Origin of the sequence: Duganella sp. P38, assembly GCF_050859475.1 — a bacterium.
GTDB lineage: Bacteria > Pseudomonadota > Gammaproteobacteria > Burkholderiales > Burkholderiaceae_D > Rugamonas.
In genome coordinates this window covers 1,679,909-1,705,536 of the sequence record NZ_CP193936.1, presented here as the reverse complement: position 1 = coordinate 1,705,536, position 25,628 = coordinate 1,679,909, and the positions used below count along the sequence as shown (strand labels likewise).

Genomic DNA, 25,628 nt, shown 5'->3' with positions numbered 1-25,628 from the left:
AGAGAGCGTCGGCGGCTTGCAATCCCGACTTTAGCTGCCGATACTGTCGATTTAGTCGCAGTTCCGGTATCATTCGGCATGAATACGATTTCCTTCCAACCGTTTATCATTGGGGTCGCAGGCGGTAGCGGCAGTGGCAAGTCCACTGTGTCCCAAAAAGTGCTGGCAGCCTTTGGCGCTGATATGGTCTCCGTCGTGATGCAAGACGACTATTACCTGGATCAGACGCACCTCTCCCCTGAAGTCCGCCCTCGAACCAATTACGACCACCCACAGGCTTTCGAATGGTCTCTGCTGGTGCAACATGTGCAAGCCTTGCGCAACGGCCATGCGATCGAGATGCCGGAGTACGACTTCAAGCTGCACAACCGGTCCAGCCACACCATTCCGGTCAAGCCGGCGCCGGTCATCGTCATCGAAGGCCTGTTTGCGCTGTATGACCCGGAGTTGTGCGACATGATGTCACTGAAGATCTTTGTCGATACCGCCTCCGACATTCGCTTTATCCGCCGCATGCAACGCGATATCACCGAACGTGGCCGCTCGGTGGAGAGCGTGGTCAACCAATATCTGGAAACCGTGCGCCCGATGCACAAACAATTTATCGAACCGACCAAGCGCAACGCCGACATCATTATTCCGCACGGCGCCAACGGTCCTGCGGTGGATATGATTACCACCAAGGTCGCCAGCGTGATCGGCCAGTCGAAACGCCCAGTCTAACCCTCGGCGTCAGTGCCGACATTCGGGCATTGATGGGAAGATAGTGCTTGTGGGAATTTTTCTGGCGCTCCGCGCGGCGCCTTCGGCGCGCCACCGCGTTGCGGTGGCAGTCGGACGATTCGGAGAGGGCTTCCCCTGCAGGGGAAGCCCTTCGAATCCCCGCGCAGAGCCCGCAGGGGCTCTGCTTCTCTCCGCCAGGAAACAAATGTAAAAGGCCACCCGAGGGTGGCCTTTTTACATTTGTGTTCCTGGCGGAGAGAGGGGATTCGAACCCCCGATAGGCTATTAACCTATACACGCTTTCCAGGCGTGCGACTTCAACCACTCATCCACCTCTCCTGCATTTCCCAAACTTCGGGAAGCGCCGAATTATAGCAAGGATTCCCGAGAGTACCAAGATTATTTGCTGGCACGTCATCATCGCCGCATGGGTTCCCGCCTGCGCGGGAATGACGTGGGCTTTCCGACGTCCCGTTCGCAAGCTTAGGACGTCTCTTTCAATTGCTCCAGAATCGCCGGATTTTCCAGCGTCGAGACGTCCTGCGTGATCGTCTCGCCTTTGGCCAGCACGCGCAGCAAGCGGCGCATGATCTTGCCCGAACGCGTCTTCGGCAGGTTGTCGCCGAAGCGGATTTCTTTCGGCTTGGCGATCGGACCGATTTCCTTGCCGACCCAGTTGCGCAGCTCCAGCGCCAGCTTCTTGGCCTCTTCGCCAGTCGGACGCGCCTGCTTCAGCACCACGAACGCGCAGATCGATTCGCCGGTGGTGTCGTCCGGCTTGCCAACCACCGCCGCCTCGGCCACCAGCGGATTGGCCACCAGCGCCGATTCGATTTCCATCGTGCCCATGCGGTGACCCGAGACGTTCAGCACGTCATCGATGCGGCCGGTGATGGTGAAGTAGCCGGTGTCCTTGTTGCGGATGGCGCCGTCGCCAGCCAGGTACATCTTGCCGCCCAGTTCCTCAGGGAAGTACGAGGTCTTGAAACGCTCCGGGTTGTTCCAGATGGTGCGGATCATCGATGGCCACGGACGCTTGACGACCAGAATGCCGCCCTGCCCGTTCGGCACGTCCGCACCCGCCTCGTCGACAATCGCCGCCATGATGCCCGGCAGCGGCAAGGTGCACGAACCCGGCACCATCGGCGTCGCGCCCGGCAGCGGCGTGATCATGTGGCCGCCCGTTTCGGTCTGCCAGAAGGTGTCGACGATCGGGCAGCGCTCGCCGCCTACCTGCGTGTAGTACCACATCCACGCTTCCGGATTAATCGGCTCGCCGACGGTGCCCAACAGGCGCAGCGACGACAGGTCGTAGTTCTTCGGATGCACTTTCGGGTCGACGTCGGAGGCCTTGATCAGCGAACGGATCGCCGTCGGCGCGGTGTAGAAGATGTTGACCTTGTGCTTGGCCACGGTTTCCCAGAAACGGCCGGCATTCGGATAGGTCGGGATGCCTTCAAACACCACTTGCGTCGCGCCCACCGCGGTCGGGCCGTAGGCGATGTAGCTGTGGCCGGTTACCCAGCCGATGTCGGCCGTGCACCAGTAGACGTCCGACGGTTTCAGGTCGAACGACCATTTCATCGTCAGCGCCGCCCACAGCAGGTAGCCGCCGCTGGAGTGCTGCACGCCTTTCGGCGTGCCGGTCGAGCCGGAGGTGTAGAGGATGAACAGCGGATGCTCGGCATCCACCCATTCCGGTTCGCAGTCGGCCGACTGGCCATCGACCAGCTCGTGCAGCCACAGGTCGCGGCCTGGCTTGAAGGCGATGTCGCCGCCGGTGCGCTGGTAAACAATGACGTCCTTGACCGAGTCGCAGCCGCCCAGCGCCAGCGCTTCGTCGACGATGGCTTTGAGCGGCAGGCGCTTGCCGCCGCGCAGTTGTTCGTCGGCGGTGATGACGGCCACCGCGCCGGCGTCGATGATGCGCTCTTGCAGCGATTTGGCCGAGAAGCCGCCGAACACCACCGAGTGGGTGGCGCCGATGCGCGCGCAGGCCTGCATTGCCGCCACGCCTTCGACCGACATCGACATGTAGATGATGACGCGGTCGCCCTTCTTGATGCCGCGCGCCTTCAGGCCGTTGGCGAATTTGCAGACTTTTTCCGTGCAGCTGCTGGTAGCTGACGTGGGTGGCCGTGCCGTCGTCGGCCTCGAAGATGATGGCGGTCTTGTCGGCGTTGCCGTTGCTGAGGTTGCGGTCCAGGCAGTTGTAAGAGACGTTCAGCTTGCCGTCCTCGAACCATTTGTAGAACGGCGCGTTGTCTTCGTTGAGGGTGCGGGTGAACGGCGTTTGCCAGTCCAGGTGCTCCTTGGCCAGACGCGCCCAGAAGCCTTCGTAGTCGGCCGCCGCTTCCGCGCACAGCGCGTGGTAGGCGTCCATGCCGGACACGGCAGCTTGCGCCGCGAACGCCGCCGGTGGCGCGAAGATACGGGTTTCTTGTGGACCTTGGGTAGTAGTGCTGCTCATGGTGTCTCCAATGTAGTAATCGTTTGCTACCAACATAAACGTGATCGCTTACTGCGCCCTTACAGCCTGCCCATCCCCGGCGGAGGATGGCATGCCGGACAATTTTACCAATAATTCAATGTCCGCCACCGATGCGGCCGCCCGGCGGCGCGTGTAAAATGTCGGCAGTTTTTATAGTCTGCCTTATTTCCAGGAGTTTTGCCGATAATGACCGAGCCTAAGCAAAAGCTGCGCCCTCTGCCCGCTTTTATTTTCATGACCCGCTGGTTGCAGCTGCCGCTGTACCTCGGCTTAATCCTGGCGCAGTGCGTCTACGTGTTCCATTTCTGGGTGGAGCTGAAAGACCTGATCGGCGCCGCCTTCGGCAACGACGCGTCGCTGCAGCATCTGATCCAGGCCGTCGCCGTGCCAAACGCGCCGGTGCCGGACAAGCTCAATGAAACCACCATCATGCTGGTCGTGCTGGGCCTGATCGACGTGGTGATGATTTCCAACCTGCTGGTGATGGTCATCATCGGCGGCTACGAGACCTTTATCTCCCGCATGAACCTCGACACCCATCCGGACCAGCCGGAGTGGCTGTCGCACGTCAACGCCTCGGTGCTGAAGACCAAGCTGGCGATGGCGATCATCGGCATCTCGTCGATCCATTTGCTGAAGACCTTTATCAATGCCGCCGCTTACGATCCGAAGACGCTGATCGCGCAGACGGTGATCCATATCGTGTTCCTGCTGTCCGCGCTGGCGATTGCCTACACCGACCGCATCACCACGCATACGCACCACAATAGCAAGCACCATTAAGTCCATTCCTCGCGAGAACATCATGACCATCATAAAGCAAGAAGACCTGATTGAATCCGTTGCCGCCGCGCTGCAGTACATCAGCTACTACCATCCGGCTGACTACATCGAGCACCTGGCCCGCGCCTACGAGCACGAGCAAAGCCCGGCCGCCAAGGACGCCATCGCGCAGATCCTGACCAACTCGCGCATGTGCGCCGAGGGCAAGCGTCCGATCTGCCAGGACACCGGCATCGTCAACGTCTTCCTGAAGATCGGCATGGGTGTGCGCTTCGAGGGCTTCACCGGCACCGTCACCGACGCCGTCAACGAAGGCGTGCGCCGCGCCTACAACTACGACGACAACAAGCTGCGCGCCTCGATCGTGGCCGACCCGCACTTCGACCGCAAGAACACCAAGGACAACACACCGGCCGTGGTGCACATGGAACTGGTGGAAGGCAACACCGTCGACGTCAAGGTCGCGGCCAAAGGCGGCGGCTCGGAAAACAAGTCGAAGATGATCATGATGAACCCATCCGATTCGCTGATCGACTGGGTACTGAAAACCGTGCCGACCATGGGCGCCGGCTGGTGCCCGCCGGGCATGCTGGGCATCGGCATCGGCGGCACCGCCGAGAAGGCCATGCTGATGGCCAAGGAAGTGCTGATGGAAGACATCGACATGTACGAGCTCAAGCAGCGCGGCCCGCAGAACAAGCTGGAAGAACTGCGTATCGAACTGTGCGACAAGATCAACGCGCTCGGCATCGGCGCGCAAGGCCTGGGCGGCCTGACCACGGTGCTGGACGTGAAGATCATGATGCACCCGACCCACGCCGCTTCCAAGCCTGTGGCCATGATCCCGAACTGCGCGGCCACCCGCCACGGCCACTTCGTGCTGGACGGCTCGGGCCCTGCCTACATGACGCCGCCACCGCTGTCGACCTGGCCTGACGTGTCGTGGGCGCCGGACACCGAGAAATCGCAACGGGTCAACCTCGATACGCTGACCAAGGAAGAAGTCGCCTCGTGGAAGCCAGGCCAGACCCTGCTGTTGAACGGCAAGATGCTGACCGGCCGCGACGCCGCGCACAAGCGCATCCAGGACATGCTGGCCAAGGGCGAGGAACTGCCGGTGGACTTCAAGAACCGCGTCATCTACTACGTCGGCCCGGTCGATCCGGTGCGCGACGAAGTGGTCGGCCCGGCCGGCCCGACCACCGCCACCCGCATGGACAAGTTCACCGACATGATGCTGGAGAAAACCGGCCTGATCGCGATGATCGGCAAGGCCGAGCGCGGCCCTGCGGCGATCGAGTCGATCAAGAAGCACCAGTCTGCCTATCTGATGGCGGTGGGCGGCTCGGCTTACCTGGTATCGAAAGCGATCAAACAATCGAAAGTGCTGGGCTTTGCCGACATGGGCATGGAAGCGATCTACGAGTTTGAAGTGGTCGACATGCCGGTCACCGTGGCCGTCGATTCGCAAGGCACGTCGGTGCACAACACCGGCCCGGCGGAATGGAAGACGCGCATCGAGCAGCTCAACGTGCCTGTCGTGACTGCCTGATGTCCATCGTCCGCTCACCCAGCGCACCGATCGGCGTCTTCGATTCCGGCGTGGGCGGACTGTCGGTGCTGCGCCATATCCGCGCGCAGTATCCGAACGAACACCTGATGTATGTAGCCGACTCCGGCCACGCGCCCTACGGCGACAAGACCGAGGCATATGTGGTCGCGCGCGCGCTGGCGGTGACGGACTTCCTGCTGTCGCACGGCGCCAAGGCGCTGGTGGTGGCCTGCAATACCGCCACCGTGGCCGCCATCAAGGCGGTGCGCATGCGCTATCCGGAACTGCCGGTGGTCGGCGTCGAGCCCGGCCTGAAGCCGGCCGCCGCCGCATCGCGCAACGGCAAGGTCGGCGTGCTGGCGACGGCGCGCACGCTCAAGGGCGAAAAGTTTTTGCAACTGCGCGAACAGATCAGCACGGCCACGCAGGCCGAGTTCCTGCTGCAACCGGCGGTCGGCCTGGTCGACGAAATCGAAAAGGGCGACCTGCAGGCGCCGGCCATCCATGCGATGCTGGAAAAATACGTGGCGCCGCTGCTCGAACAGGGCGCCGATACGCTGGTGCTGGGCTGCACCCACTACCCTTTCGTGAAAGGCGGCATCGAACGCGTGCTGCACGCCCATGCGCGCGACGATGTGACCTTGATCGACACCGGCGACGCCGTGGCGCGCCAGCTGGGCCGGCTACTGGAAGCGGCCGGACTGCTGCGTCCGGAACTGAAGCCGGACGCCACGCTGCGCGGCTACACCACTGGCGACGCGTCCGCGCTGGCGCAGGCCTTCGGCGATTTGCTGGACTTGAAACCGGCGGTGGAAAAGATTGATGTTTAAGCCAACTGGCTGGCATCGAAAAAATGCTGAAATTAAATTTGCAGGAATCGAAACTGGCTTGTATAATTCTGGCTCGTTGTTCAGCACTAGTTGAATAACAAAACAGCGGTGGCTGTAGCTCAGTTGGTAGAGTCCAGGATTGTGATTCCTGTTGTCGTGGGTTCGAGCCCCATCAGCCACCCCAAGAATTAAGTGAAAAGCCCAGTCCCCGGACTGGGCTTTTGCGTTTCAGCCCTCCTTTTGACGCAGCTCTACCTGGCCGTGCCCGATAACGGCTACGCTGGCTCGATCACCTCGAGGAGGCCGCCATGCCACACAGGAGTTTGCTTGACACTGAATCGAACCAGCCGGATGATGATTCCCCCACTTCCCGCGCAGAGGCGAAGGCCATGCAAGAGCTCATCACAGCGGTTGAGGTCATCAAATCAAACTATGCCACCAAGGAAGACTTGGCCATCATCAAGACCAATTACGCCACAAAGGAAGAGCTGGCAATTCTGGGCGGCAAAATCGATGTCCTCGCCAGTAATCTTCAAGCATTTCAGGCGCACGCCGTGGGAACATTCGCCACCAAGACCGAGCTGTCCGACGCGGTGTATCAGCTGACCTGGCACATGGCCAGCTTCGCCGTGGTCACCATCAGCACCATGGCCGCGTTTGTTCGCTACCTCTGAGCGACGCGCCATGACGGACGTAGATCACCCCACCCTGCATGAACTCATCACCGCAGTTGAGCTCATCAAATCAAACTACGCCACGAAGGAAGAGCTCGCGATCCTGAGCGGCAAGATCGATGTTTTGGCCAGCAATCAGCAAGCCTTGCAGGCCAGCCTGCAGGCGTTCCAAACCCACGCGACGCAAACCTTCGCTACCAAGGCCGAGCTGTCCGACGCGGTGTATCAACTGACCTGGCGTATGGCCGGCTTCGCCGTGATCATCATCAGCGCCATGGCCGCTTTACTGCGTTACGCATGAGCGCCTTACAGTTGCGTAAGATTACAACATTTTGACCACATATATTTCCCGACAGAACTTGTTTGAAGCTACAATAGAACGGTCGTTTGCATGCTCATGCAAGCCTGCCTTAGCGCTACTTATCCCCTAACCCCGCATAAGTTTATGTCTCAAGAAAAACCTATTGCTGAAGTCAGCACGTATAGCAAAGATACGCCCATTGGCCGCCCGGACACCGATGGCCGCGCCGGCGTTTTCGTCCCCTCCGACACCTTTGATACCGGCGCCAACGCCGCCATCCGCATGGGCGCGGGCATCGTCGGCTTCGGCAATCCGGACGGCACGCTGACCGTCTACTTCGAAGGCAACCGTTTCGACGAAAGCAGCCTGCACAAGTGGGAAAACAAGGCCCGCAAAGCCTACGACCGCATGGTGATGGGCGCGCCCACCGTCTCCAAGGCCAAGCTCAGCGCCAGCATGCTGGAGCAGGTCGGCATCATCGACGGCATGGGCATCCACCTCAAGCAACCGGAACGCCTGCAACACTGGCTGGAACGCTCGAACGCATTGGATACCGCGCCAGCCGGCCCGATCACACTCTGGAAATCCCGCTAAAAGTTGGCGAAAAGATAGAGATGAGCGCTTGTCCTACACTTCGTCGGACAGTTTGCTGATGCCCGCCGTTGGCGCCGTGGATTATGCTGGAGTCATTCCAGTCCCCACTTCCAGGAGTCCGTCATGGCACGCTATCTACACATCGCCTTTGGCGCTTTGCTGATTACGCTGGCCGGCGCGTCGACCTACGAACTGTGCTCGGAGAATGTGCTGAGCAAAGCTTCGATCTACACGCTGCGCTAATCAAAGCCGCAAGCAAAAAGCCCGCTGCGCCTCAAGGCACAGCGGGCTTTTTATTGTCCGCGCGGGAATCAACGATGGCGGTAGCCGCCGCGTCCACCCCAGCGGCCGCCGCAGCACCAGCGGCCATACGAGAAGCCCAGGCTCAGCGATACCGGAGGGTAGTAATACGCAGGCGCAGGCGCGTAGTAGACCGGGGCCGGCGCGTAATACACGGGCGCTGGCGCAACATAGGTGGTGGTCGAGGTGCTGTAGACCGGCTCGGTGGTGTAGACCACGCGCGACTGCGGTTGGGGCGGCAATTCCTCGGTCCAGGTGCCGGAACGCACTTGCGAGCCGGCCGGCAACACCTCCACGGTATGCCACTGGTACGGGTCGTGCACGCGCGGAGCGGCGGTGTAATAAGCCGGGCGCTGGGTCGCGCAACCGGTCAGCGCCGCCAGCGCGGCAAGGGCGACAACTAGGCTTTTCATGGCGATTCTCCTCGATCCAGATGGTACTATAGAAGAAAGCATGGCGCGTTTCGCGCAGGATTACAGTTTATTACACTCGCAATACGGGCGAAAAAAGGAACCGCAACAGTTCCTTTTTGCCTCTTTGCACGCGCGGATCAGTCCAGCTTCCAGGCGTAATCCACCTTGGTCCAGGTCTCGGCCGGCGCGCCGTCCTTGGTGCCCGGCTTGAACTTGCAGGCGCTCAGGGCCTTGATGGCGGCCTTGTCCAGGTTCTTGAAACCGCTGCTCTTGTCGACCTTGGAATCGGCCACGCTGCCGTCAGACTTCACCAGGAACGACATCGATACCGTGCCCTGCTCTTCGTTCATCAGGGACGCCTTCGGATACTCTGCCTTGCAGTTTTTCGCATCAAACGCAGCTGGCACTTCGGCGGCAAACGCTGCCGGGGCGCTCGATACGAGCACTGCTGCAATCACACTCAACCAACGCTTATTTTTAGACATCTGATTTCCCCAAGTGGTATGAATCACGCGTGCAGGCCATGCCCATGCATGGCCCGTTTGAGACTAATTACAGCTTCCAGCTATAGTCGACCTTGGTCCAGGTCTGCGCCACGGCGCCATCCTTGGTGCCCGGCTTGAACTTGCATGCGCTCAGCGCCTTCAGCGCGGCCTTGTCGAGGTTTTTGTAACCGCTCGACTTTTCCACTTTCGACTCCATCACGTTGCCGTCGGCGCCGACCAGGAAGGCCATGGTCACATCGCCCTGCTCTTCGTTCATCAGCGAGGCTTTCGGATATTCAGCCTTGCAGTTCTTGTCGTTCAGCGAAGCAGGCACTTCGGCGGCGAAGGCCGAGGTGGCGGCGGACAGGATGACGGCGGCGATTACAGATTTGTTCATAATGCGATTTCCCAACAATTTGTTTTTAAATACTGGTTAAACGAACTCCGCAGCGGACCATACGTCCGCAAGGGCGGACGGCAGACTGCGGCAAATTTTTAGAACTCTTCCCACTCATCGCTGCTGGCGGTGCTGGCTGCCGAGGCGACTTTTTTCGGTTTGGCGGCTGGGGCCGGTGCGGGCGCTGGCTTGGCAGCCAGTTTCTTCACCGGACGGGCGGCGGTGATCGGCTTGATCACGGCTACCTTGGCGGCTGGCGCCAGCGCTGGCGCGGCAACGGCCACGGTGCGCTCCTCGCCTTCCACCAGCTTGAAGATGCTGACCACGCGCGCCAATTCGCCGGCCTGATCTTGCAAGCTTTGTGCTGCTGCGGCGGCCTCTTCCACCAGCGCGGCATTCTGTTGGGTCATGCTGTCCATCTCGATGATCGACTGGTTGACCTGGGCAATACCAGCGCTCTGTTCCTGGCTGGCATTGGCGATTTCGCTCATGATGTCGGTCACGCGGCGCACCGAGTTGACCACCTCGTCCATCGTCACGCCGGCCTGGCCGACCAGCTTGGTGCCGGCGCCGACTTTCTCCACCGAGTCGTCGATCAGGGCTTTGATTTCCTTGGCCGCCGCAGCGCTGCGCTGGGCCAGGTTGCGCACTTCCGACGCCACCACGGCGAAGCCGCGGCCTTGCTCGCCGGCGCGGGCCGCTTCAACCGCGGCGTTCAGCGCCAGGATGTTGGTCTGGAAAGCGATGCCATCGATCACGCCGATGATGTCCACGATTTTCTTGGCCGACGCGTCGATCGAGCTCATGGTGTCCACCACTTCCGACACCACCTGGCCGCCCTTGACCGCCACATCCGACGCGGCCGAGGCCAGCTGGTTGGCTTCGCGGGCGTTGTCGGCGTTCTGTTTCACGGTCGAGGTCAGCTCGTCCATGGCCGACGCGGTTTTCTCCAGCGACGAGGCCTGCATTTCGGTACGCGACGACAGGTCGACGTTGCCGGCGGCGATTTCGCGCGAGGCGGTGCCGATGGTTTCCGTACCGGTGCGCACCTGGCTGACGATGTCGCGCAGGCTGTTGCGCATTTCACGCATTTCCACCACCAGGCTGTTCTTGTCGGCGCCGGTGGTATTGATCGAGATCGACAGGTCGCCGCCAGCGATGGCGCCAGCGATCGAGGCGGTGTAGTCCGGCTCGCCGCCCAGCTGCTTTTGCAGGCTGCGGGTGATCACCAGCGCGGCAGCCACCGAGATCGCCACGGCCAGCAGGCCCATGATGATCATGAAGGTGCGGGCGCTGGAGAAGCCATTGGCCGCGTCCACCTGCATCTGCGCGTTCATCGAATCTTCCAGCGCGCCCAGCTGCTCCAGCGCGGTCATCCATTTTTTCTGCGCCGGGCGGATTTCTTTCACCAGCACGCGGGTTGCCTCTTCCGGCTTGGCGGCCAGCCACAGTTCCGACGCCTTGGCGATGGCCGGCATGGCCAGCGCTTCCGATTCCTTGACGGTGGCCAGCAGCGCTTTCTCTTCCGGCGTGGCTTCGATCGCGAATTGCGCGCTCAGCTTGTTCTGGAACTCGGCGTACTTGGCGCCCAGTTCTTTGATGCGGTTCATATCGGTTTCCATGTCGGCCGGGTCGGCGATCATGGTCAGCACGCGCAGCGAGTTGACGCGCTCGGACACGTTGTTGCGCATGTCTACCACCAGGCGCGAGACGACATTGTTGACGCTGATGACGTGATCCAGGCGATTCTGGATCTGCGCCATGCGCAGGATGCCCACGGCAGTCACCGCCACCAGGAACACCAGCACCAGGGCGAAGCCGAGGCCGAGACGCGTACCGACTTTCATTTTTGCTAAATTCATTTCGTCTTCTTTTTTAGGACACTGTTGATAGAAGCTGCCCGTACAGCATCAACGTCGAGGATGCCATCCAGACAAAACCCTTGCTGCTAAGTAATAAGCTATGACAGTAGCAAACAATGACTGCGAATGCAAAATTTGCGGCTCCACCAGCAGCTTGCATGTAGTTTTCACCGCAATACAGCACGAAAGTCGGTGGATATGTGTGTATATTCGGAAATTATAGATGCAAATTTTGCCTCAAAGCAAGCAATTGCTAAGTGGAAAATGGTCTATCTAATTTTCTGCGTGGAAATTTCGCCACAACTGATGAAAATTTTTCAAGATACGTAGTTTTACGTACGGTTGCGCAGTCGGGAAGCGGCTTCGAGCAGCAGGTTGGCGTCGCCGTTGGCGAGCTTTTTGGAGTCGGACAAAGTCTCGACGGAAGGCGCGGGCGCCGGGGAGGCCGGTCATGATGCCGAGCATATGACGGGTGATGGAATTGAGTTTCAGGCCGAGCGGGCCGTATTGCGCCAGTTGCGCCTGGATGTAGGGCACCATTGCTGCGAGCACCTGCTCGCGCGTTTTCGGCGCGCTGGCGTCGCCGTAGTAGCGCTGGTCGAAGTTGGCCATGACGAAGGGATTGTGGTACGCCTCGCGGCCCAGCATCACGCCATCTAGGTGCTGCAGGTGTTGGTCGATCTCGGCCTCGGTCTTGATGCCGCCGTTGATGATGATTTCGAAGTCAGGGAAGTCGCGCTTGAGCTGGTAGGCGTAGTCGTACTTCAGCGGCGGGACCTCGCGGTTTTCCTTCGGCGACAGGCCCTTCAGGATGGCGTTGCGGGCGTGGACGATGAAGGTGGTGCAGCCGGCGTCGGCCACCTGGCCGACAAAATCGCGGACGAAGTCGTAGCTCTGCACATCGTCGATGCCGATGCGGTGCTTGACCGTGACGTCGATCGACACCGCGTCGCGCATGGCCTTGACGCAATCGGCCACCAGTTGCGGCTCGGCCATCAGGCAGGCGCCGAACGCGCCCTTCTGCACGCGCTCCGACGGGCAGCCGCAGTTGAGGTTGATCTCGTCGTAGCCCCACTTCTCGCCCAGCCTGGCGCTGGTGGCGAGGTCGGTCGGATCGCTGCCGCCCAGTTGCAGCGCCACCGGATGCTCTTCCTCGTTGAAGCGCAGGTGGCGCTCGACGTCGCCGTAGACCAGCGCGCCGGTGGTCACCATCTCGGTGTACAGCCAGGTGTGCTTGCTGATGTGGCGGTGGAACACGCGGCAGTGGCGGTCGGTCCAGTCCATCATCGGCGCGACTGACAGGCGGCGGCTCGGCACTACGGGTGCTTGGTCGGCGGTCGGCGGGGTGATGATGGTCATATTGGCCACTACGGTTGTCGGGAAGGGTCGACATTATAGCGCAAAAGCCCGCCGGGCCTGACGGGCCGGACATATAATGGCTGCCATGATGATCACTTTTGAAACGCCGGACCAGCCGGATGTACACGCGCTGATCGGCGAGCTCGACGCCTACCTGTACGCCCTCTACCCGGCCGACTCGGTGTATGCGCTGGACATCCGCGCGCTGCTGCAACCGAACATCCGCTTCGCCGTGGCGCGCGATTTCGACGGCAACGCGCTCGGCTGCGCGGCCGTGGTGCTGACGCCGGCGTATGGCGAGATCAAGCGCATGTATGTGCGGCCGGCCGCGCGCGGCGCCGGCACCGCGCGCCAGCTGATCAAGCTGCTGGAACAGGCGGCTGTCAGCGCCGGCTGCCCCGAACTGTTGCTGGAAGCCGGCCCCGAGCAGCCGGAGGCGCTGGCTTTCTACGCCCGCAGCGGTTTCGAGCGCTGCGGCCCGTATGGCGATTATCCGGACGATCCGCACAGCGTCTTCATGCGCAAGCCGCTGGGGAAAAGCGCTTAACGATGGAAAAACAGGGCAGCGCGCTATACTCGGATTTCCGCAGCCCGCCATCGATGAACATGTCCTCCTCACCAGCCGTTTCTTCGCCGCTGACCGCCATCCCCGCCGACATCCGCAACGCCCAGGACTACGCCGCGCTGGCGCCGCATTTCATGCCGCCGTCGCATTACGCTTACATCGCTGGCGGCAGCGGTTACGGCCAGAGCGTGGCGGCCAATGTGGCGGCGTTCGAGCAGTGGGCGATCTATCCGCGCCTGTTGCGCGATGTTAGCCATGGCCACACGCGCATCACATTGGCCGGCGACGACTACGCGCATCCGCTGCTGCTGGCGCCGGTGGCCTTCCACAAGCTGGCGCACGCCAACGGCGAGGTCGATACCGCGCGCGCCGCCGACGCCACCGAGACCTGCATGATCGCCAGCACGCAATCGTCGTATCCGCTGGAACAGACCGTCGCGCGGCGCGGCTGGTTCCAGCTCTACCTGCTGCCGCGCCGCGAGGACACGCTGCACCTGCTGCGCCGCGCCGAGGCCGCCGGCTACCGCGCCATCGTGCTGACGATGGATGCGCCTATCCAGGTGGCCAACCGGCGCGCGCTGGCGGCGCAATTCCAGTTGCCGGCCGACTGCGTCAACGTCAACCTGCGCGGCTATGACCTGACGCCGCGCTTTGCCGGCGATGGGCCGGGCGAGAGCCGCTTCTTCCAGGGCGCCATGCGCGGCGCGCCAAGCTGGGACGACATCCGCTGGATCATGGACGCAACCAGGCTGCCGGTGTGGGTCAAGGGCGTGCTGCATCCGGACGATGCGGTGGCGCTGCGCGATGCGGGCGTGAGCGGCATCGCCGTCTCCAATCATGGCGGCCGCAGCCTCGACGGCGCGCCGTCCGGCCTCGATGTGCTGGCGGCGATACGCGCCGCCGTGGGCGCGCAGTTCCCGGTGCTGTACGACGGCGGCATCCTGTCCGGCAGCGACGCCTTCAAGGCGCTGGCATTGGGCGCCGACGCGGTGGCCATCGGCCGCTTGCAACTGTACGCGCTGAGCGTGGCCGGCGCGCTGGGCGTGGCGCACATGCTCAAGCTGCTGCGCGAGGAACTGGAAATCTGCATGGCGATGGCCGGCTGCGCCACCATCGGCGACATCGACAGCGGCACGCTGTTGCGCCAGCTACGCCGCTAAGCCAGCCGTCCACGCCAGCCGCCTCGCCGCGCGGGTGCGCGGCCCGCGGTCAACCGCGCCGCCGCAACAGCCGGCCGGCGCGCGGGCGTTAGCCGCCCTTCTTCTTGCGCACCACCGCCAGCTTGGGCGCTTGCGGGCCGAAGATGGCTGCCACGCGGTCCAGCCGCGTGGCGGCTTCGCCGGTCAGCGTGCCGGTGGCGCCGGCCACCTGGCGCACGATGCCTAGCGCGGCGGCGCGGCCTTCCGGATCTTCCGGTAGCAGCAATGGCAGATCGGTCAGCGCCGCCTCTTCGTCGACCTGCAAGATCAGATACTGCTCGCGCAATATCTGCTTCAGCAAGGTGACGCTCATCTCCTCGTCATCCGAAGTGCGCAAGCGCAGCTGGCGCATCGCCGCAAACGCGCGCTCGTCGGCCGCGCTCATCTCCGGGCTGCGGAAGATGTACAGCAAGCCGCGAATGATGGCCTCCGTCACGCCACCCTCCTTGGTGCGCAGCGCCGCCGCCGCCCGGTTGGCGTTGATGGCGGCCTCGCGTGCAATATCGCGGCCGATGCGGCGCGGCTTGCCGCCGTCCGTGCTCAGCCCCACCAGCGCCTGCAACACCGGCGAACCGTACACGCTGAGGAAGATATTCTCGGTGGCCTGATCGCGGAACTCCTTGTAGCGGTCGAGCGCATCGACGATCTGCTTCGACCACGCCTCCTGCATCTGCAGGAAGATATTGTCCTTGGCCACTGGCCGGCGTTGCGCGCGCACCTTCTCGGCCAGCGCCGGAATGCCGTTCAGCAGCGGATTCTTGCTGGAAAACGCCGTGTAGCGCATGCGCAGCGGATGCGCCTCGCGCAACGCTTCTGCGCTGGCCTCCGTCACCAGCGACTTGACGAGCGGACTGGCGAAGGTCTGGTACAGGCCCTTGTTGATTTCCGACACGCGCGCGACAGTGGCAAAGCGGCGCTCGTCGGCCACATCGTTGCCGCCCAGCGCGCGCAGCGCGTCGAGGTTGCGGCGCTCGAAGCGCATCACATAATCGCCCGCCGCCAAGTCGCCGGCGGCAATCTCGGCTTGAAGCATTTCCTCGTCCTTGTCGAGGAACACGGCCTCGTACAGGCCGGGCGGCATGATGTCGATCATGTCCATCGCCGCCGTGAATTCCTCGTGCTCCTTGTTGGCCACCGAGGCCGAGACGAAGATGCCGAGGTGGCCGATGCTCTGGTGCATGGAATAAATAATGGTCTGGCCGCCGGCCACCAGCGCATTGTCGTCCTCGTACAAATCCAGCACCCAGCCTAGCGCCTGCTGCGGCGGCGTGATGTCGTCGCCCCACGAGCAGAACACCACGATCGGCGACTTCACGTTGCGCAGGTCGATGCGGTGGCCCTCGCTGTCGAGCAGGGCGGCGTCGCTCAGGCGGTTGCCGACGAACAGCGAATCGGTGATGTACTGGATTTCCTCGGCGTTCAGCAGCACCGGGTTGCCCCACCATTTTTCAAAGTCGAGGAAGCGCTGCGCCTCGGTGTCGATCTTCGAATAAACGTTGTAGTTCTTGCTCCAGAAGGTGTTGGACGGATTCATCTTCTCGAAGTTGGCCACCAGCGCGGCGCCGTCGAAGACGCCATTGCCGAGGTCGCCAGCAAGCGCCGTCATCCACGTGCCGCCAAGGATGCCGCCGAGGTAGCGCAGCGGATTCTTGCCGCGCACGCCAGCCCAGTACGACAGCGGCGCGCCGGCCAGCACCAGCGGCCCGACCAGGTCGGGATTGAGCGCGCTGGTCATCATGATCTGCCAGCCGGCCTGGCAGTTGCCGATCAAGGCCGGCTTGCCGTCCGACTGCGGGTGCAATGCCGCCACCTTTTCGATGAATCTGGCTTCGGCGCGGCACACGTCCTCGATGGTCTGGCCGGGCACCGGATGCGGCGTAAAACCGACGAAGTAGCACGGATGGCCGGCCTTCAGCACCACGCCGATTTCACTGTCGTGCTTCATGCCGCCAATGCCGGGGCCGTGGCCGGCGCGCGGGTCGAACACGATGAACGGGCGCTTGCTCGGATGCGGCTCGACGCCGTCCGGCTGCAGGATTTTCAGCAAGCCGTAGTTGACCGGGCGGTCGAGCTTGCGACCGTCCATCACGACGTCAAACTGGAACGTCAGGACATGGGGCGCGGTCTGCTCGGCGCGGTGGTTGCGCTCGTCGCCACGGTCGCGCAGCACGTCCATGAACAGCACGCTGCGCTGGACCGCATCGACCCAGTAGTCGGTCGCCTGCTGGGCCAGGTTCAAGGGATTGCCGGGCCAGTTGTTCAGCCAGGAATTACGCTGGTCGTCACTCAAGGTCATCCTCCATGCGGTTTTGCTGCCACGCACCAAAGTAACCCACCAAGAGCGAAAACGCAAATGAAAAAGCCGCCCGAGGGCGGCTTCTTGACTTAGCGAATTTCACGCAGCAAGGCTGCTTACGCGCCTTCGCGCGACGCTTTCTTACGCTCGTGCTCTTTCAGGAAGCGCTTGCGCAGACGGATCGATTTTGGCGTGATTTCCACCAGTTCGTCGTCTTCGATGAACTCAACCGCGTATTCCAGCGACATATTGATCGGTGGAACCAGGCGCACGGCCTCGTCGGTACCCGAGGCGCGCACGTTGGTCAGCTGCTTGCCCTTGATCGGGTTGACCACCAGGTCGTTGTCGCGCGAGTGGATGCCGATGATCATGCCTTCGTACACCGGGGTGTTGTGCTCAACAAACATGCGGCCGCGATCCTGCAGTTTCCACAGGGCGTAGGCAACGGCGGCGCCGTCGTCCTGCGAGATCAGCACGCCGTTGCGACGGCCGGCCAGTTCGCCTTTCGAGGTGTCAACCGGTGCGTACGCATCAAACACGTGCGACATCAGGCCGGTGCCGCGGGTCAGGGTCATGAATTCGCCCTGGAAGCCGATCAGGCCACGCGCAGGAATACGGTATTCCAGGCGCACACGGCCTTTGCCGTCCGATTCCATGTTTTGCAGGTCGCCACGACGACGGCCCAGTTCTTCCATGACGCCGCCCTGGTTGGCTTCTTCCACGTCGACCGACAGCATCTCGTACGGTTCTTCGCGCACGCCGTCGACCATCTTGAACACCACGCGTGGACGCGAGACGGCCAGCTCGAAGCCTTCGCGACGCATGTTTTCGATCAGAATGGTCAGGTGCAGCTCGCCACGGCCCGACACTTCGAAGATGGTGTCGTCGTCGGTTGGCAGCACGCGCAGCGCCACGTTCGATTTCAGTTCTTTTTCCAGACGGTCGCGCAGCTGGCGCGAGGTCACGAACTTGCCTTCGCGGCCAGCCAGCGGCGAGGTGTTGACCATGAAGTTCATGGTCAGGGTTGGTTCGTCGACGGTCAGCATCGGCAGCGCTTCCGGGGTGTCCGGTGCGCACACGGTCGAACCGATGCCGATTTCTTCGATACCGTTGATCAGGATGATGTCGCCGGCAACGGCTTCATCCACCAGCACGCGCTCCAGGCCCTTGAAGTTCAGCACCTGGTTGATGCGGCCTTTGGTCGGGGTGTCGCCAGGACCGTTCAGGAACACGACGTCCTGACCGGCTTTGACGCGACCGCGCGACACGCGGCCGATGCCGATTTTACCGACGTAGGACGAGTAGTCCAGCGAGGTGATTTGCATCTGCAGCGGGCCGTCCGGATTGTCATCACGCACCGGCACGTATTTCAGGATGGCGTCGAACAGCGGCTTCATGTCGCCGCCGCGCACCGACTCGTCCATGCCGGCGTAGCCGTTCAGGCCCGATGCGTACACGATAGGGAAGTCCAGCTGCTCGTCGGTGGCGCCCAGTTTGTCGAACAGTTCGAAGGTCTGGTTGATGGCCCAGTCGGCGCGCGCGCCCGGACGGTCGATTTTGTTGACCACGACGATCGGCTTCAGGCCCAGGGCCAGCGCCTTGCGGGTCACGAAACGGGTCTGTGGCATCGGGCCTTCCTGGGCGTCGACCAGCAGCAGCACCGAGTCCACCATCGACAGCACACGTTCCACTTCGCCGCCGAAGTCGGCGTGGCCCGGGGTGTCGACGATGTTGATGTGGGTGCCTTCGTACTCAACGGCGCAATTCTTCGACAGAATCGTAATGCCGCGCTCTTTTTCGAGGTCGTTCGAGTCCATGACGCGGGTATCAACCGCTTGGTTTTCGCGGAAGGTGCCGGACTGGCGCAGCAGTTGGTCAACCAGCGTGGTTTTGCCGTGGTCAACGTGGGCGATGATTGCAATATTGCGAATTGCGCGTTTAGTAGTAGACATGGTAGTTATCTTGGGGAAAAACTGCGAGATGCGTACAATTCGTACGCTAAGCCCTCTAGTATAGCATGTTGCGTTGCAACTTTATCGTTTTATTGCGGCGTGAAGGCAATTAATCGTTCCGGCGCCAGGATGCTGTACTCGCCGAGCATGGCCGTGCCCAGCAGCTTGTCGTCCAGATAGACGCGCACCCTGCCCTGTTCCTTCGGCACAACGATGCTGGGTTCCTTGCCCAGCGGCAGGCGCTGGCCGTTAAGGAAGCGCTTGGCGAGGTCGGCGTTCAGTTGCACTGCCGGGAAGCTCGACAGCAGCGCGTCCACCGGCGACAGCAGCGTCAGCGGCGCGGCGTGCGCGGCCAGTTCTTCCAGCGTGATCATGCGCTCGGTGGTCAGCGCGCCGACTTGCGTGCGGCGCAGCGCGTTCAGGTGCGCGCCGCAGCCCAGCGCCTTGCCGATGTCCTCGCCCAGCACGCGGATGTAGGTGCCCTTGCTGCACGTGACCGACAGCTTCAGGAACGGCGCCTCGTAGGCGACCAGTGCCAGCTTGTGGATGATGACGTCGCGCGCCTCGCGCTCCAGCGTGATGCCTACGCGCGCGTATTCGTACAGCGGCTTGCCGTCGCGCTTGAGCGCCGAGTACATCGGCGGCACCTGCTTGATCGGGCCGCGGAACTGCGCCAGCACGGCGTGGATCTGCTCCAGCGTGACATTGACCTCGCGGTTTTCCAGCACCTGGCCTTCGGTGTCGCCGGTGTCGGTGGTCTGGCCGAGGTGGACGGTGGTGTCGTAGGTTTTATCGGCTTCCAGCAGGTCTTGCGAGAACTTGGTGGCTTCGCCGAAGCACAGCGGCAGCAGGCCGGTGGCGAACGGGTCGAGCGTGCCGGTGTGGCCGGCTTTCTTGGCGTTGAGCACGCGCTTGGCTTTGATCAGGGCGTCGTTGCTGGACAGGCCGACGGGTTTGTCGAGCAGCAGTACGCCGTCCACCAGGTCGCGGATTTTTTTGGATGAGTTTGCTTCATAGTCACTTCAGCATGGGTTCCCGCCTGCGCGGGAACGACGGCATGCAAATCGTCATTGCCGCGCAAGCAAAAAACTGAGCGGCGTAAAAGTCGTCGTCTGCCGCGTAAGCGGAAAACTTAGCGACGTTAAAGTCGTCGCGCCGCGCTTGCGGAGGGCTGAGCGGCGCGTAATCTCGTCATTCCCGCGGAGGCGGGAATCCATGGAACGCCTGATTACTCCTCGCCGTCGTCAAGCGAGCGGGTCGAATTGGCCTGATCAATCAGCGCCGACATCGCCATGCCGCGCGCGGCCGACGTATCGTGCACAAAATGCAGCTGCGGCAGCGTATGAATATGCAAGCGCTTGCCCAGCTGGTTGCGCAAATAGCCGGACGCCGCGTTCAAACCGGCCAGCGTATTCTTCACCGACTCGGCATCGTCCTTCAGCATGGTGAAGTAAATCTTCGCATGCGCATAGTCCGGCGTCAGCTGCACCTCGGCCAGCGTGATCATGCCGACGCGCGGGTCTTTCAATTCAAAGGCGATCAGCTCGGACAGGTCTTTCTGGATCTGATCGGCCACGCGCAAACCGCGCTGTGGGATGTTTTTGCTATGTTTTGCCATGATGATTCCATAAACGGCAAGTGGACGGGAGGTCCCGTCCACTCTACCAGATACTGCTGTGCTACCCGCAGATTACAGGGTACGCGCGATTTCCTGCACCTCGAACACTTCCAGCGAGTCACCCACCTGGATGTCGTTGTAGTTCTTCAGCGACAGGCCGCACTCCAGGCCGGCGCGGACTTCTTTCGCGTCATCCTTGAAGCGTTTGAGCGAGTCGATCTCGCCGGTCCACACCACGATGTTGTTGCGCAGCAGGCGTACCGACGACGAACGCTTGACGACACCATCGGTAACCAGGCAGCCGGCAATCGCGCCAACCTTCGACACCAGGATGACCTGGCGCACTTCCAGCTGACCGGTGACGGTTTCGCGCTTCTCTGGCGCCAGCATGCCGGACATCGCCGCTTTCACCTCTTCGATCGCGTCGTAGATGATGTTGTAGTAACGGATATCCACGCCGTTCGACTCGGCCAGCTTGCGCGCCTGCGCATCGGCACGGGCGTTGAAGCCGATGATGACCGCTTTCGAGGCCACCGCCAGGTTGACGTCCGATTCGGTGATGCCACCGACCGCCGCGTGCACCACCTGCACCCGCACTTCCGAGGTCGACAGCTTCTGCAGCGAGCCAACCAGCGCTTCCTGCGAACCCTGGACGTCGGTCTTGATGATCAGCGGCAGGTTCTTCACCTCGCCCTCGGCCATCTGGTCGAACATGTTTTCCAGTTTCGCCGCTTGCTGCTTCGCCAGTTTGACGTCGCGGAACTTACCTTGACGGAACAGGCCGATCTCACGGGCTTTACGCTCGTCCGCCATGACCATGACTTCCTCGCCGGCTTGCGGCACTTCGGTCAGGCCCTGGATTTCGACCGGGATCGACGGGCCGGCTTCGGTGATCGGCTTGCCGTTCTCGTCGAGCATCGCGCGGACGCGGCCGAAGGACGAACCCGCCAGTATCACGTCGCCGCGCTTCAGCGTGCCGGACTGCACCAGCACGGTGGCGACCGGGCCCTTGCCCTTGTCCAGGCGGCCTTCGACCACCAGGCCGCGCGCTGGCGATTCCACCGGCGCCTTCAGTTCCAGCACCTCGGCTTGCAGCAGCACTTGCTCCAGCAGGCCGTCGATACCGGTACCGGTTTTCGCCGACACCGGCACGAATGGCGAATCGCCACCGTATTCTTCCGGCACCACGCCTTCGGCCACCAGCTCCTGCGTCACACGGTCAACGTTGCCGCCCGGTTTGTCGATCTTGTTGATCGCGACAACCAGAGGTACGCCGGCCGCTTTCGCGTGGGCGATAGCTTCCTTGGTTTGCGGCATGACGCCGTCGTCGGCCGCCACCACCAGGATCACGATGTCGGTGGCTTTCGCACCGCGGGCACGCATCGCCGTAAAGGCTTCGTGGCCCGGCGTATCGAGGAAGGTGATCATGCCGCGCGGGGTGTCCACGTGGTATGCGCCGATGTGCTGGGTAATGCCGCCGGCTTCGCCCGACGCCACCTTGGCGCGGCGGATGTAGTCCAGCAGCGAGGTTTTACCGTGGTCGACGTGACCCATGACGGTCACCACCGGCGCGCGCGGCTTCGCTTCGAAGTGCGCGTGCTCGCCCTGGTCGGCCAGGATCGCTTCCGGATCGTCGACTTCGGCGGCATGGGCCTTGTGACCCATTTCTTCCACCACGATCATCGCGGTTTCCTGGTCCAGCACCTGGTTGATGGTGCACATCTGGCCCAGCTTCATCAGCTGTTTAATGACTTCGGAAGCCTTGACCGACATTTTGTGCGCCAGCTCGGCAACGGTGATGGTTTCCGGCACGTGCACGTCCTTGACCACTGCTTCGGTCGGCGCCTGGAAGTTGCTCTCACGGTCATCCGACTGGTGGTGACGACGGCCGCCGCCCTTGCCGCCGCGCCAGCTGTCGCGGCCGGTGCTCGGGCCGGTGTTGCCGCCACGGCCTTTGTTGCCGCCCGGGGCGCCGCGTTTTTCGCGTCATCCTGCCAGGTCGACGACACATTGGCCGACTTGATCGATTTCTTGTCGGCGCCCACGGCCGGCTTCTTGTCGTCTTTCTTGTCGCCCGGCTTGGCCGCATTGGCGGCGGTGGCCGGCTTGTGCAGCGTGCCTTCGGCAACTTTCGGCTTGACCGGGGCCGGCGCCGGCTCCGGCGCCTTGATGGCGCGGCGCGGCGCGTTCATCATCGCCTTGATCTGGGCAACCTCGTCGGCCACGGCCCGGCGTGCGCGCTCAGTGGCGGCAGCTTGCTCGGCAGCAGCGGCAGCCTTTTTCTTGGCTTCTTCGGCGGCAGCTTTCTTCTTCGCCTCTTCGGCGGCGCTGTCGACTACCGGCGCGGCAGCGGCAGCGGTGGCCGCAGTAGCGGCCTTGGCGGCGGCAGCCCGCTTGGCCTCTTCCTTGGCTTCGGCTTCGGCTTCCTTCCTGGCGGCCGCTTCCGCTTCGGCATTGGCTTTTTCCTGGGCGGCCTTGTCCGCTTCCAGCTTGGCCAGGCGCTCTTGCTTCTCGCGCAGGTCGGCTTCCTGACGCGCGATCAGTTCAGCTTGTTTCTTGGCCTCTTCCTCGCGGCGCGCCACTTCCGCCGCGTCGATCACCGGCGCAGGCGCGGGCGCCGGCGTGGTGGTCAGCGGTTCGTCGCGCTGCACGAAGGTGCGCGTTTTCTTGACGGCGACCTGGATGGTGCGGGCCTTGCCGTTGGCGTCGGCCTGCTTGATCTCGGTGGTTTCCTTGCGCGTCAGCGTAATTTTCTTCTTCTCTTCAGCGCCGGCGCCGTGGGTGCGGCGCAGGTGATCGAGCAGCTTATCCTTATCATCTTTCGACAATGGATCTGACGTCGAACTTTTCTCGACGCCGGCAGAACGCAGCTGCGTCGGCAGCAGGTCTGCAGGCATCTTCAGTTCGGTGGCAAATTGGGCTACGTTGTTACTCGCCATTCAGTCCTCTTTTCTATGTGTCGCGGAGATGATAAAAATAATCAAATTAAGCCTTTGCAGATTCAGTCAGACTCCAGGCCTTGGCTTGCAAGCCTTTGGCGCGGTCGTCGTACTTCGCATCAACCAACTTCATCTCATCGTCGGTCACATCTTCAAATTCACTCGTAATCAGTGCGCGTGCACGGTCAGACGACAGGGCCAGGATGGCGCCGAATTCGTCATAAGCCAGGCCGGCAAACGCTTCTACCGTTTTGATACCAGCCAGGCCCAGCTTGCCGGCGGTGATGCGGTCCATGCCTTCCAGACCGACCAGCGCCTCGTCCATGCCTTCCAGGCCTTCTTCCGAAGCGATGGCTTCGGTGACCAGGGCGTCACGGGCGCGGGTGCGCAGTTCGTTGACGGTATCTTCGTCGAACGATTCGATCTCCAGCATTTCCGAGATCGGCACGTACGCGATTTCTTCCAGGCTGGCAAAGCCTTCTTCCACCAGGATGTCGGCCACTTCCTGGTCGACATCGAGTTTTTCCATGAACAGCGCGCGGATCGCGGCCGTTTCCTGGGCTGCCTTGTCGGCCGATTCCTCGGCCGTCATGATGTTGATCTTCCAGCCGGTCAGGTCGGACGCCAGGCGCACGTTCTGGCCGGAGCGGCCGATGGCGATGGCCAAGTTTTCCTCGTCCACCACCACATCCATCGCGTGCTTCTCTTCGTCGACGACGATCGACGACACGTTGGCCGGCGCCAGCGCGCCGATGACGAACTGGGCCGGATCTTCGGACCACAGCACGATGTCCACGCGCTCGCCGCCCAGCTCGCCGGTAACGGCCTGCACGCGCGAACCGCGCATGCCGACGCAGGTGCCGATCGGGTCGATGCGCTTGTCGGCGGTGTAGACGGCGATCTTGGCGCGCACGCCGGCGTCGCGCGCGGCCGATTTAATTTCCAGCATGCCCTGTTCGATTTCCGGCACTTCCAGCTCGAACAGCTTGGCGATGAATTCCGGCGCGGTGCGCGACAGGATCACTTGCGGGCCGCGCATATTGCGGTCGACGCGCAGGATGTAGGCACGCACGCGGTCGCCGATGCGCAGATTTTCTTTCGGGATCATCTGGTCGCGCGGCAGGCGCGCTTCGATCTTGCCGGACTCGACGATGGCGTCGCCGCGCTCCATGCGCTTGATGGTGCCGGTCACCAGCGAATCGCCGCGTTCCAGGAAGTCGGCCAGAATCTGTTCGCGCTCGGCGTCGCGCACGCGCTGCAGCACCACTTGCTTGGTGTCTTGCGCGAAGCGGCGGCCGAATTCAACGGACTCGATCGGCTCTTCGATGTGGTCGTCGACTTCGATGTCGGGAATCTGTTCCTTGGCTTCGAAGTGCAGGATTTCCTGGTCCGGCAATTGCAGGCCCGCCTCGTCAGGCACGACGTGCCAGCGACGGAAGGATTCGAACTCACCCGACTCGCGGTCGATCGAAACGCGGATGTCTACCTCACCCTCATAGCGTTTCTTCGTGGCTTGCGCCAACGCGAATTCCAGCGCGCCGAAGACCACGTCCTTGTCGACGTTCTTTTCGCGCGCCAGCGCGTCTACCAATAACAAAACTTCGCGACTCATGCTTTGCGTCCCTTAAAATCCACCTGTGGCACCAAGCGTGCCTTATCCACATCGGCGAGTGTGAAATCCAACTGCGCCGGACCTTCATTGCTTTCAAATTCCAACGACAAATTCTCGCCCTCGGGTTCCAGCAGGACCCCCGTGAACGATTTCCGGTTGTTCGTACCCGGCATGGCCACGCGCAGCTTGATGACGACTTCGCAGCCGGCAAAGCGTGCAAAATCGGCCAGCTTGCGCAGCGGACGGTCCAGCCCCGGCGACGAGATTTCGAGACGTTCGTAAGGAATGTTCTCGACCGTCAGCACGTGCGACAGCTGATGGCTGACCGTGGCGCAATCTTCTACGGTGATCGGACCTTTTTCTTCGGCATCTTCCGCGCTGAAATCGATAAACACGCGCAGCAGTCCGCGCTCGGCCCGTTCGACATCAACCAGCTCATAGCCCAGACCGGTGACGGTCTTTTCAATTAAATCCGGCAGCTGCAAGAAATTCTCCAGTTCAAGACTTGTTTATATGAGGCATAAACAAGCCATTTAAAACGGTTCAACAAAAAAAATGGGCATCTGCCCATCTTCTTAAAACACCTAGCCAGATGAAGAGTTCAGCGCATTTATGCATTCCTGAACTTCTACTAGGCTAGACATTATAACCTTATCTGGTTTGCGCTGCAATGCCGCACCGGC

19 protein-coding genes, 2 tRNA genes and 3 pseudogenes are annotated in these 25,628 nt (G+C 62.1%); 10 read left to right on the top strand and 14 right to left on the bottom strand.

Translation table 11 applies throughout. The annotated features are described in order from the left end of the window. The first annotated feature begins 78 nt into the window (after window positions 1-78). Window positions 79-723 carry a uridine kinase gene (gene udk, locus ACRQ5J_RS07700; protein ID WP_432382308.1) on the top strand — a complete coding sequence of 215 codons (645 nt, stop codon included), beginning with the start codon at window positions 79-81 and terminating at the stop codon, window positions 721-723. 249 nt (window positions 724-972) lie between these two features. On the opposite strand, the gene ACRQ5J_RS07695 is transcribed toward udk, so the two are convergent. Next, a tRNA-Ser gene (locus ACRQ5J_RS07695) sits at window positions 973-1,062 on the bottom strand. Between the two features lie 144 nt (window positions 1,063-1,206). After that, window positions 1,207-3,193 (bottom strand): annotated as a pseudogene (gene acs, locus ACRQ5J_RS07690) (acetate--CoA ligase). A gap of 207 nt (window positions 3,194-3,400) precedes the next feature. Here acs and ACRQ5J_RS07685 point away from each other — a divergent pair. The 7 genes from ACRQ5J_RS07685 (at window position 3,401) to ACRQ5J_RS07655 (ending at window position 7,948) form a co-directional block, all read left to right on the top strand. Continuing rightward, window positions 3,401-3,997 carry a TIGR00645 family protein gene (locus ACRQ5J_RS07685; protein WP_432382306.1) on the top strand — a complete coding sequence of 199 codons (597 nt, stop codon included), beginning with the start codon at window positions 3,401-3,403 and terminating at the stop codon, window positions 3,995-3,997. 22 nt (window positions 3,998-4,019) lie between these two features. Beyond that, window positions 4,020-5,549: a fumarate hydratase gene (locus ACRQ5J_RS07680; protein WP_432382304.1), complete on the top strand. Its 1,530-nt coding sequence runs from the start codon at window positions 4,020-4,022 to the stop codon at window positions 5,547-5,549. Then, entirely contained in the window at window positions 5,549-6,379 is an 831-nt protein-coding gene (gene murI, locus ACRQ5J_RS07675) for a glutamate racemase (protein WP_432382303.1), read from the top strand. The genes ACRQ5J_RS07680 and murI overlap by 1 nt, the downstream gene beginning before the upstream one ends. A 108-nt stretch (window positions 6,380-6,487) precedes the next feature. Next, a tRNA-His gene (locus tag ACRQ5J_RS07670) sits at window positions 6,488-6,563 on the top strand. A 124-nt stretch (window positions 6,564-6,687) separates the two neighbouring features. Continuing rightward, window positions 6,688-7,053: a hypothetical protein gene (locus ACRQ5J_RS07665; RefSeq protein ID WP_432382301.1), complete on the top strand. Its 366-nt coding sequence runs from the start codon at window positions 6,688-6,690 to the stop codon at window positions 7,051-7,053. Window positions 7,054-7,063: 10 nt separating this feature from the next. Next, window positions 7,064-7,354: a hypothetical protein gene (locus ACRQ5J_RS07660; RefSeq protein WP_432382299.1), complete on the top strand. Its 291-nt coding sequence runs from the start codon at window positions 7,064-7,066 to the stop codon at window positions 7,352-7,354. A gap of 144 nt (window positions 7,355-7,498) precedes the next feature. Next, the gene (locus ACRQ5J_RS07655) at window positions 7,499-7,948 is read left to right on the top strand and encodes a hypothetical protein (RefSeq protein ID WP_432382297.1); all 450 of its coding nucleotides are present in this window, start codon (window positions 7,499-7,501) and stop codon (window positions 7,946-7,948) included. 311 nt (window positions 7,949-8,259) lie between these two features. Here the strand turns inward: ACRQ5J_RS07655 and ACRQ5J_RS07650 are convergent, their stop codons facing one another. From ACRQ5J_RS07650 to dusA, 5 genes and pseudogenes are all read right to left on the bottom strand, one after another. Continuing rightward, a complete protein-coding gene (locus tag ACRQ5J_RS07650) occupies window positions 8,260-8,661 on the bottom strand; it encodes a hypothetical protein (RefSeq protein WP_432382296.1) in 402 nt (133 codons plus the stop codon). 137 nt (window positions 8,662-8,798) lie between these two features. Beyond that, window positions 8,799-9,146, bottom strand: a complete 348-nt coding sequence (locus ACRQ5J_RS07645; RefSeq protein WP_432382295.1) for an energy transducer TonB — start codon at window positions 9,144-9,146, stop codon at window positions 8,799-8,801. Window positions 9,147-9,213: 67 nt separating this feature from the next. Then, window positions 9,214-9,543 (bottom strand): energy transducer TonB, encoded by a 330-nt coding sequence (locus tag ACRQ5J_RS07640; protein ID WP_432382293.1) that lies wholly within the window; start codon window positions 9,541-9,543, stop codon window positions 9,214-9,216. A gap of 98 nt (window positions 9,544-9,641) precedes the next feature. Further along, a complete protein-coding gene (locus ACRQ5J_RS07635) occupies window positions 9,642-11,405 on the bottom strand; it encodes a methyl-accepting chemotaxis protein (RefSeq protein ID WP_432382291.1) in 1,764 nt (587 codons plus the stop codon). Between the two features lie 332 nt (window positions 11,406-11,737). Then, window positions 11,738-12,764 (bottom strand): annotated as a pseudogene (gene dusA, locus ACRQ5J_RS07630) (tRNA dihydrouridine(20/20a) synthase DusA). Between the two features lie 85 nt (window positions 12,765-12,849). On the opposite strand from dusA, the gene ACRQ5J_RS07625 reads away from it, so the two are divergent. Together ACRQ5J_RS07625 and ACRQ5J_RS07620 are read left to right on the top strand one after the other, a co-directional pair. Beyond that, window positions 12,850-13,311 (top strand): GNAT family N-acetyltransferase, encoded by a 462-nt coding sequence (locus ACRQ5J_RS07625; protein ID WP_432382289.1) that lies wholly within the window; start codon window positions 12,850-12,852, stop codon window positions 13,309-13,311. 53 nt (window positions 13,312-13,364) lie between these two features. Beyond that, entirely contained in the window at window positions 13,365-14,489 is a 1,125-nt protein-coding gene (locus ACRQ5J_RS07620; protein ID WP_432382287.1) for an alpha-hydroxy acid oxidase, read from the top strand. An 88-nt stretch (window positions 14,490-14,577) separates the two neighbouring features. On the opposite strand, the gene ACRQ5J_RS07615 is transcribed toward ACRQ5J_RS07620, so the two are convergent. The 7 genes and pseudogenes from ACRQ5J_RS07615 to rimP all read right to left on the bottom strand — a co-directional run bounded on the left by ACRQ5J_RS07615 (window position 14,578) and on the right by rimP (window position 25,430). After that, the gene (locus ACRQ5J_RS07615; protein ID WP_432382285.1) at window positions 14,578-16,818 is read right to left on the bottom strand and encodes a DUF3141 domain-containing protein; all 2,241 of its coding nucleotides are present in this window, start codon (window positions 16,816-16,818) and stop codon (window positions 14,578-14,580) included. A 122-nt stretch (window positions 16,819-16,940) separates the two neighbouring features. Next, window positions 16,941-18,776 (bottom strand): translational GTPase TypA, encoded by a 1,836-nt coding sequence (gene typA / locus ACRQ5J_RS07610; RefSeq protein ID WP_432382283.1) that lies wholly within the window; start codon window positions 18,774-18,776, stop codon window positions 16,941-16,943. Between the two features lie 89 nt (window positions 18,777-18,865). Continuing rightward, window positions 18,866-19,768 carry a tRNA pseudouridine(55) synthase TruB gene (gene truB, locus ACRQ5J_RS07605; protein ID WP_432383605.1) on the bottom strand — a complete coding sequence of 301 codons (903 nt, stop codon included), beginning with the start codon at window positions 19,766-19,768 and terminating at the stop codon, window positions 18,866-18,868. Between the two features lie 236 nt (window positions 19,769-20,004). After that, on the bottom strand, window positions 20,005-20,394 hold the full coding sequence (rbfA, locus tag ACRQ5J_RS07600; RefSeq protein WP_432382281.1) for a 30S ribosome-binding factor RbfA: 390 nt from the start codon (window positions 20,392-20,394) through the stop codon (window positions 20,005-20,007). Between the two features lie 72 nt (window positions 20,395-20,466). Continuing rightward, window positions 20,467-23,333: pseudogene (gene infB / locus ACRQ5J_RS07595) on the bottom strand (translation initiation factor IF-2). 46 nt (window positions 23,334-23,379) lie between these two features. After that, on the bottom strand, window positions 23,380-24,945 hold the full coding sequence (nusA, locus tag ACRQ5J_RS07590; RefSeq protein ID WP_432382279.1) for a transcription termination factor NusA: 1,566 nt from the start codon (window positions 24,943-24,945) through the stop codon (window positions 23,380-23,382). Continuing rightward, window positions 24,942-25,430, bottom strand: coding sequence for a ribosome maturation factor RimP (rimP, locus tag ACRQ5J_RS07585; protein ID WP_432382277.1), 489 nt, complete (start codon window positions 25,428-25,430; stop codon window positions 24,942-24,944). Before rimP ends, nusA begins: the two co-directional genes overlap by 4 nt. Window positions 25,431-25,628 lie beyond the last annotated feature (198 nt).

What these genes read in the sequence shown, in the direction of transcription:
- ACRQ5J_RS07680 (WP_432382304.1), top strand. Translation starts at nt 4,020, where the DNA reads ATGACCATCATAAAGCAAGAAGACCTGATTGAATCCGTTGCCGCCGCG.
- ACRQ5J_RS07645 (WP_432382295.1), bottom strand. Translation starts at nt 9,146, where the DNA reads ATGTCTAAAAATAAGCGTTGGTTGAGTGTGATTGCAGCAGTGCTCGTA.
- udk (WP_432382308.1), top strand. Translation starts at nt 79, where the DNA reads ATGAATACGATTTCCTTCCAACCGTTTATCATTGGGGTCGCAGGCGGT.
- ACRQ5J_RS07625 (WP_432382289.1), top strand. Translation starts at nt 12,850, where the DNA reads ATGATGATCACTTTTGAAACGCCGGACCAGCCGGATGTACACGCGCTG.
- ACRQ5J_RS07655 (WP_432382297.1), top strand. Translation starts at nt 7,499, where the DNA reads ATGTCTCAAGAAAAACCTATTGCTGAAGTCAGCACGTATAGCAAAGAT.
- ACRQ5J_RS07620 (WP_432382287.1), top strand. Translation starts at nt 13,365, where the DNA reads ATGAACATGTCCTCCTCACCAGCCGTTTCTTCGCCGCTGACCGCCATC.
- ACRQ5J_RS07650 (WP_432382296.1), bottom strand. Translation starts at nt 8,661, where the DNA reads ATGAAAAGCCTAGTTGTCGCCCTTGCCGCGCTGGCGGCGCTGACCGGT.
- rbfA (WP_432382281.1), bottom strand. Translation starts at nt 20,394, where the DNA reads ATGGCAAAACATAGCAAAAACATCCCACAGCGCGGTTTGCGCGTGGCC.
- ACRQ5J_RS07635 (WP_432382291.1), bottom strand. Translation starts at nt 11,405, where the DNA reads ATGAATTTAGCAAAAATGAAAGTCGGTACGCGTCTCGGCCTCGGCTTC.
- ACRQ5J_RS07685 (WP_432382306.1), top strand. Translation starts at nt 3,401, where the DNA reads ATGACCGAGCCTAAGCAAAAGCTGCGCCCTCTGCCCGCTTTTATTTTC.
- ACRQ5J_RS07640 (WP_432382293.1), bottom strand. Translation starts at nt 9,543, where the DNA reads ATGAACAAATCTGTAATCGCCGCCGTCATCCTGTCCGCCGCCACCTCG.
- murI (WP_432382303.1), top strand. Translation starts at nt 5,549, where the DNA reads ATGTCCATCGTCCGCTCACCCAGCGCACCGATCGGCGTCTTCGATTCC.
- typA (WP_432382283.1), bottom strand. Translation starts at nt 18,776, where the DNA reads ATGTCTACTACTAAACGCGCAATTCGCAATATTGCAATCATCGCCCAC.
- ACRQ5J_RS07665 (WP_432382301.1), top strand. Translation starts at nt 6,688, where the DNA reads ATGCCACACAGGAGTTTGCTTGACACTGAATCGAACCAGCCGGATGAT.
- ACRQ5J_RS07660 (WP_432382299.1), top strand. Translation starts at nt 7,064, where the DNA reads ATGACGGACGTAGATCACCCCACCCTGCATGAACTCATCACCGCAGTT.
- nusA (WP_432382279.1), bottom strand. Translation starts at nt 24,945, where the DNA reads ATGAGTCGCGAAGTTTTGTTATTGGTAGACGCGCTGGCGCGCGAAAAG.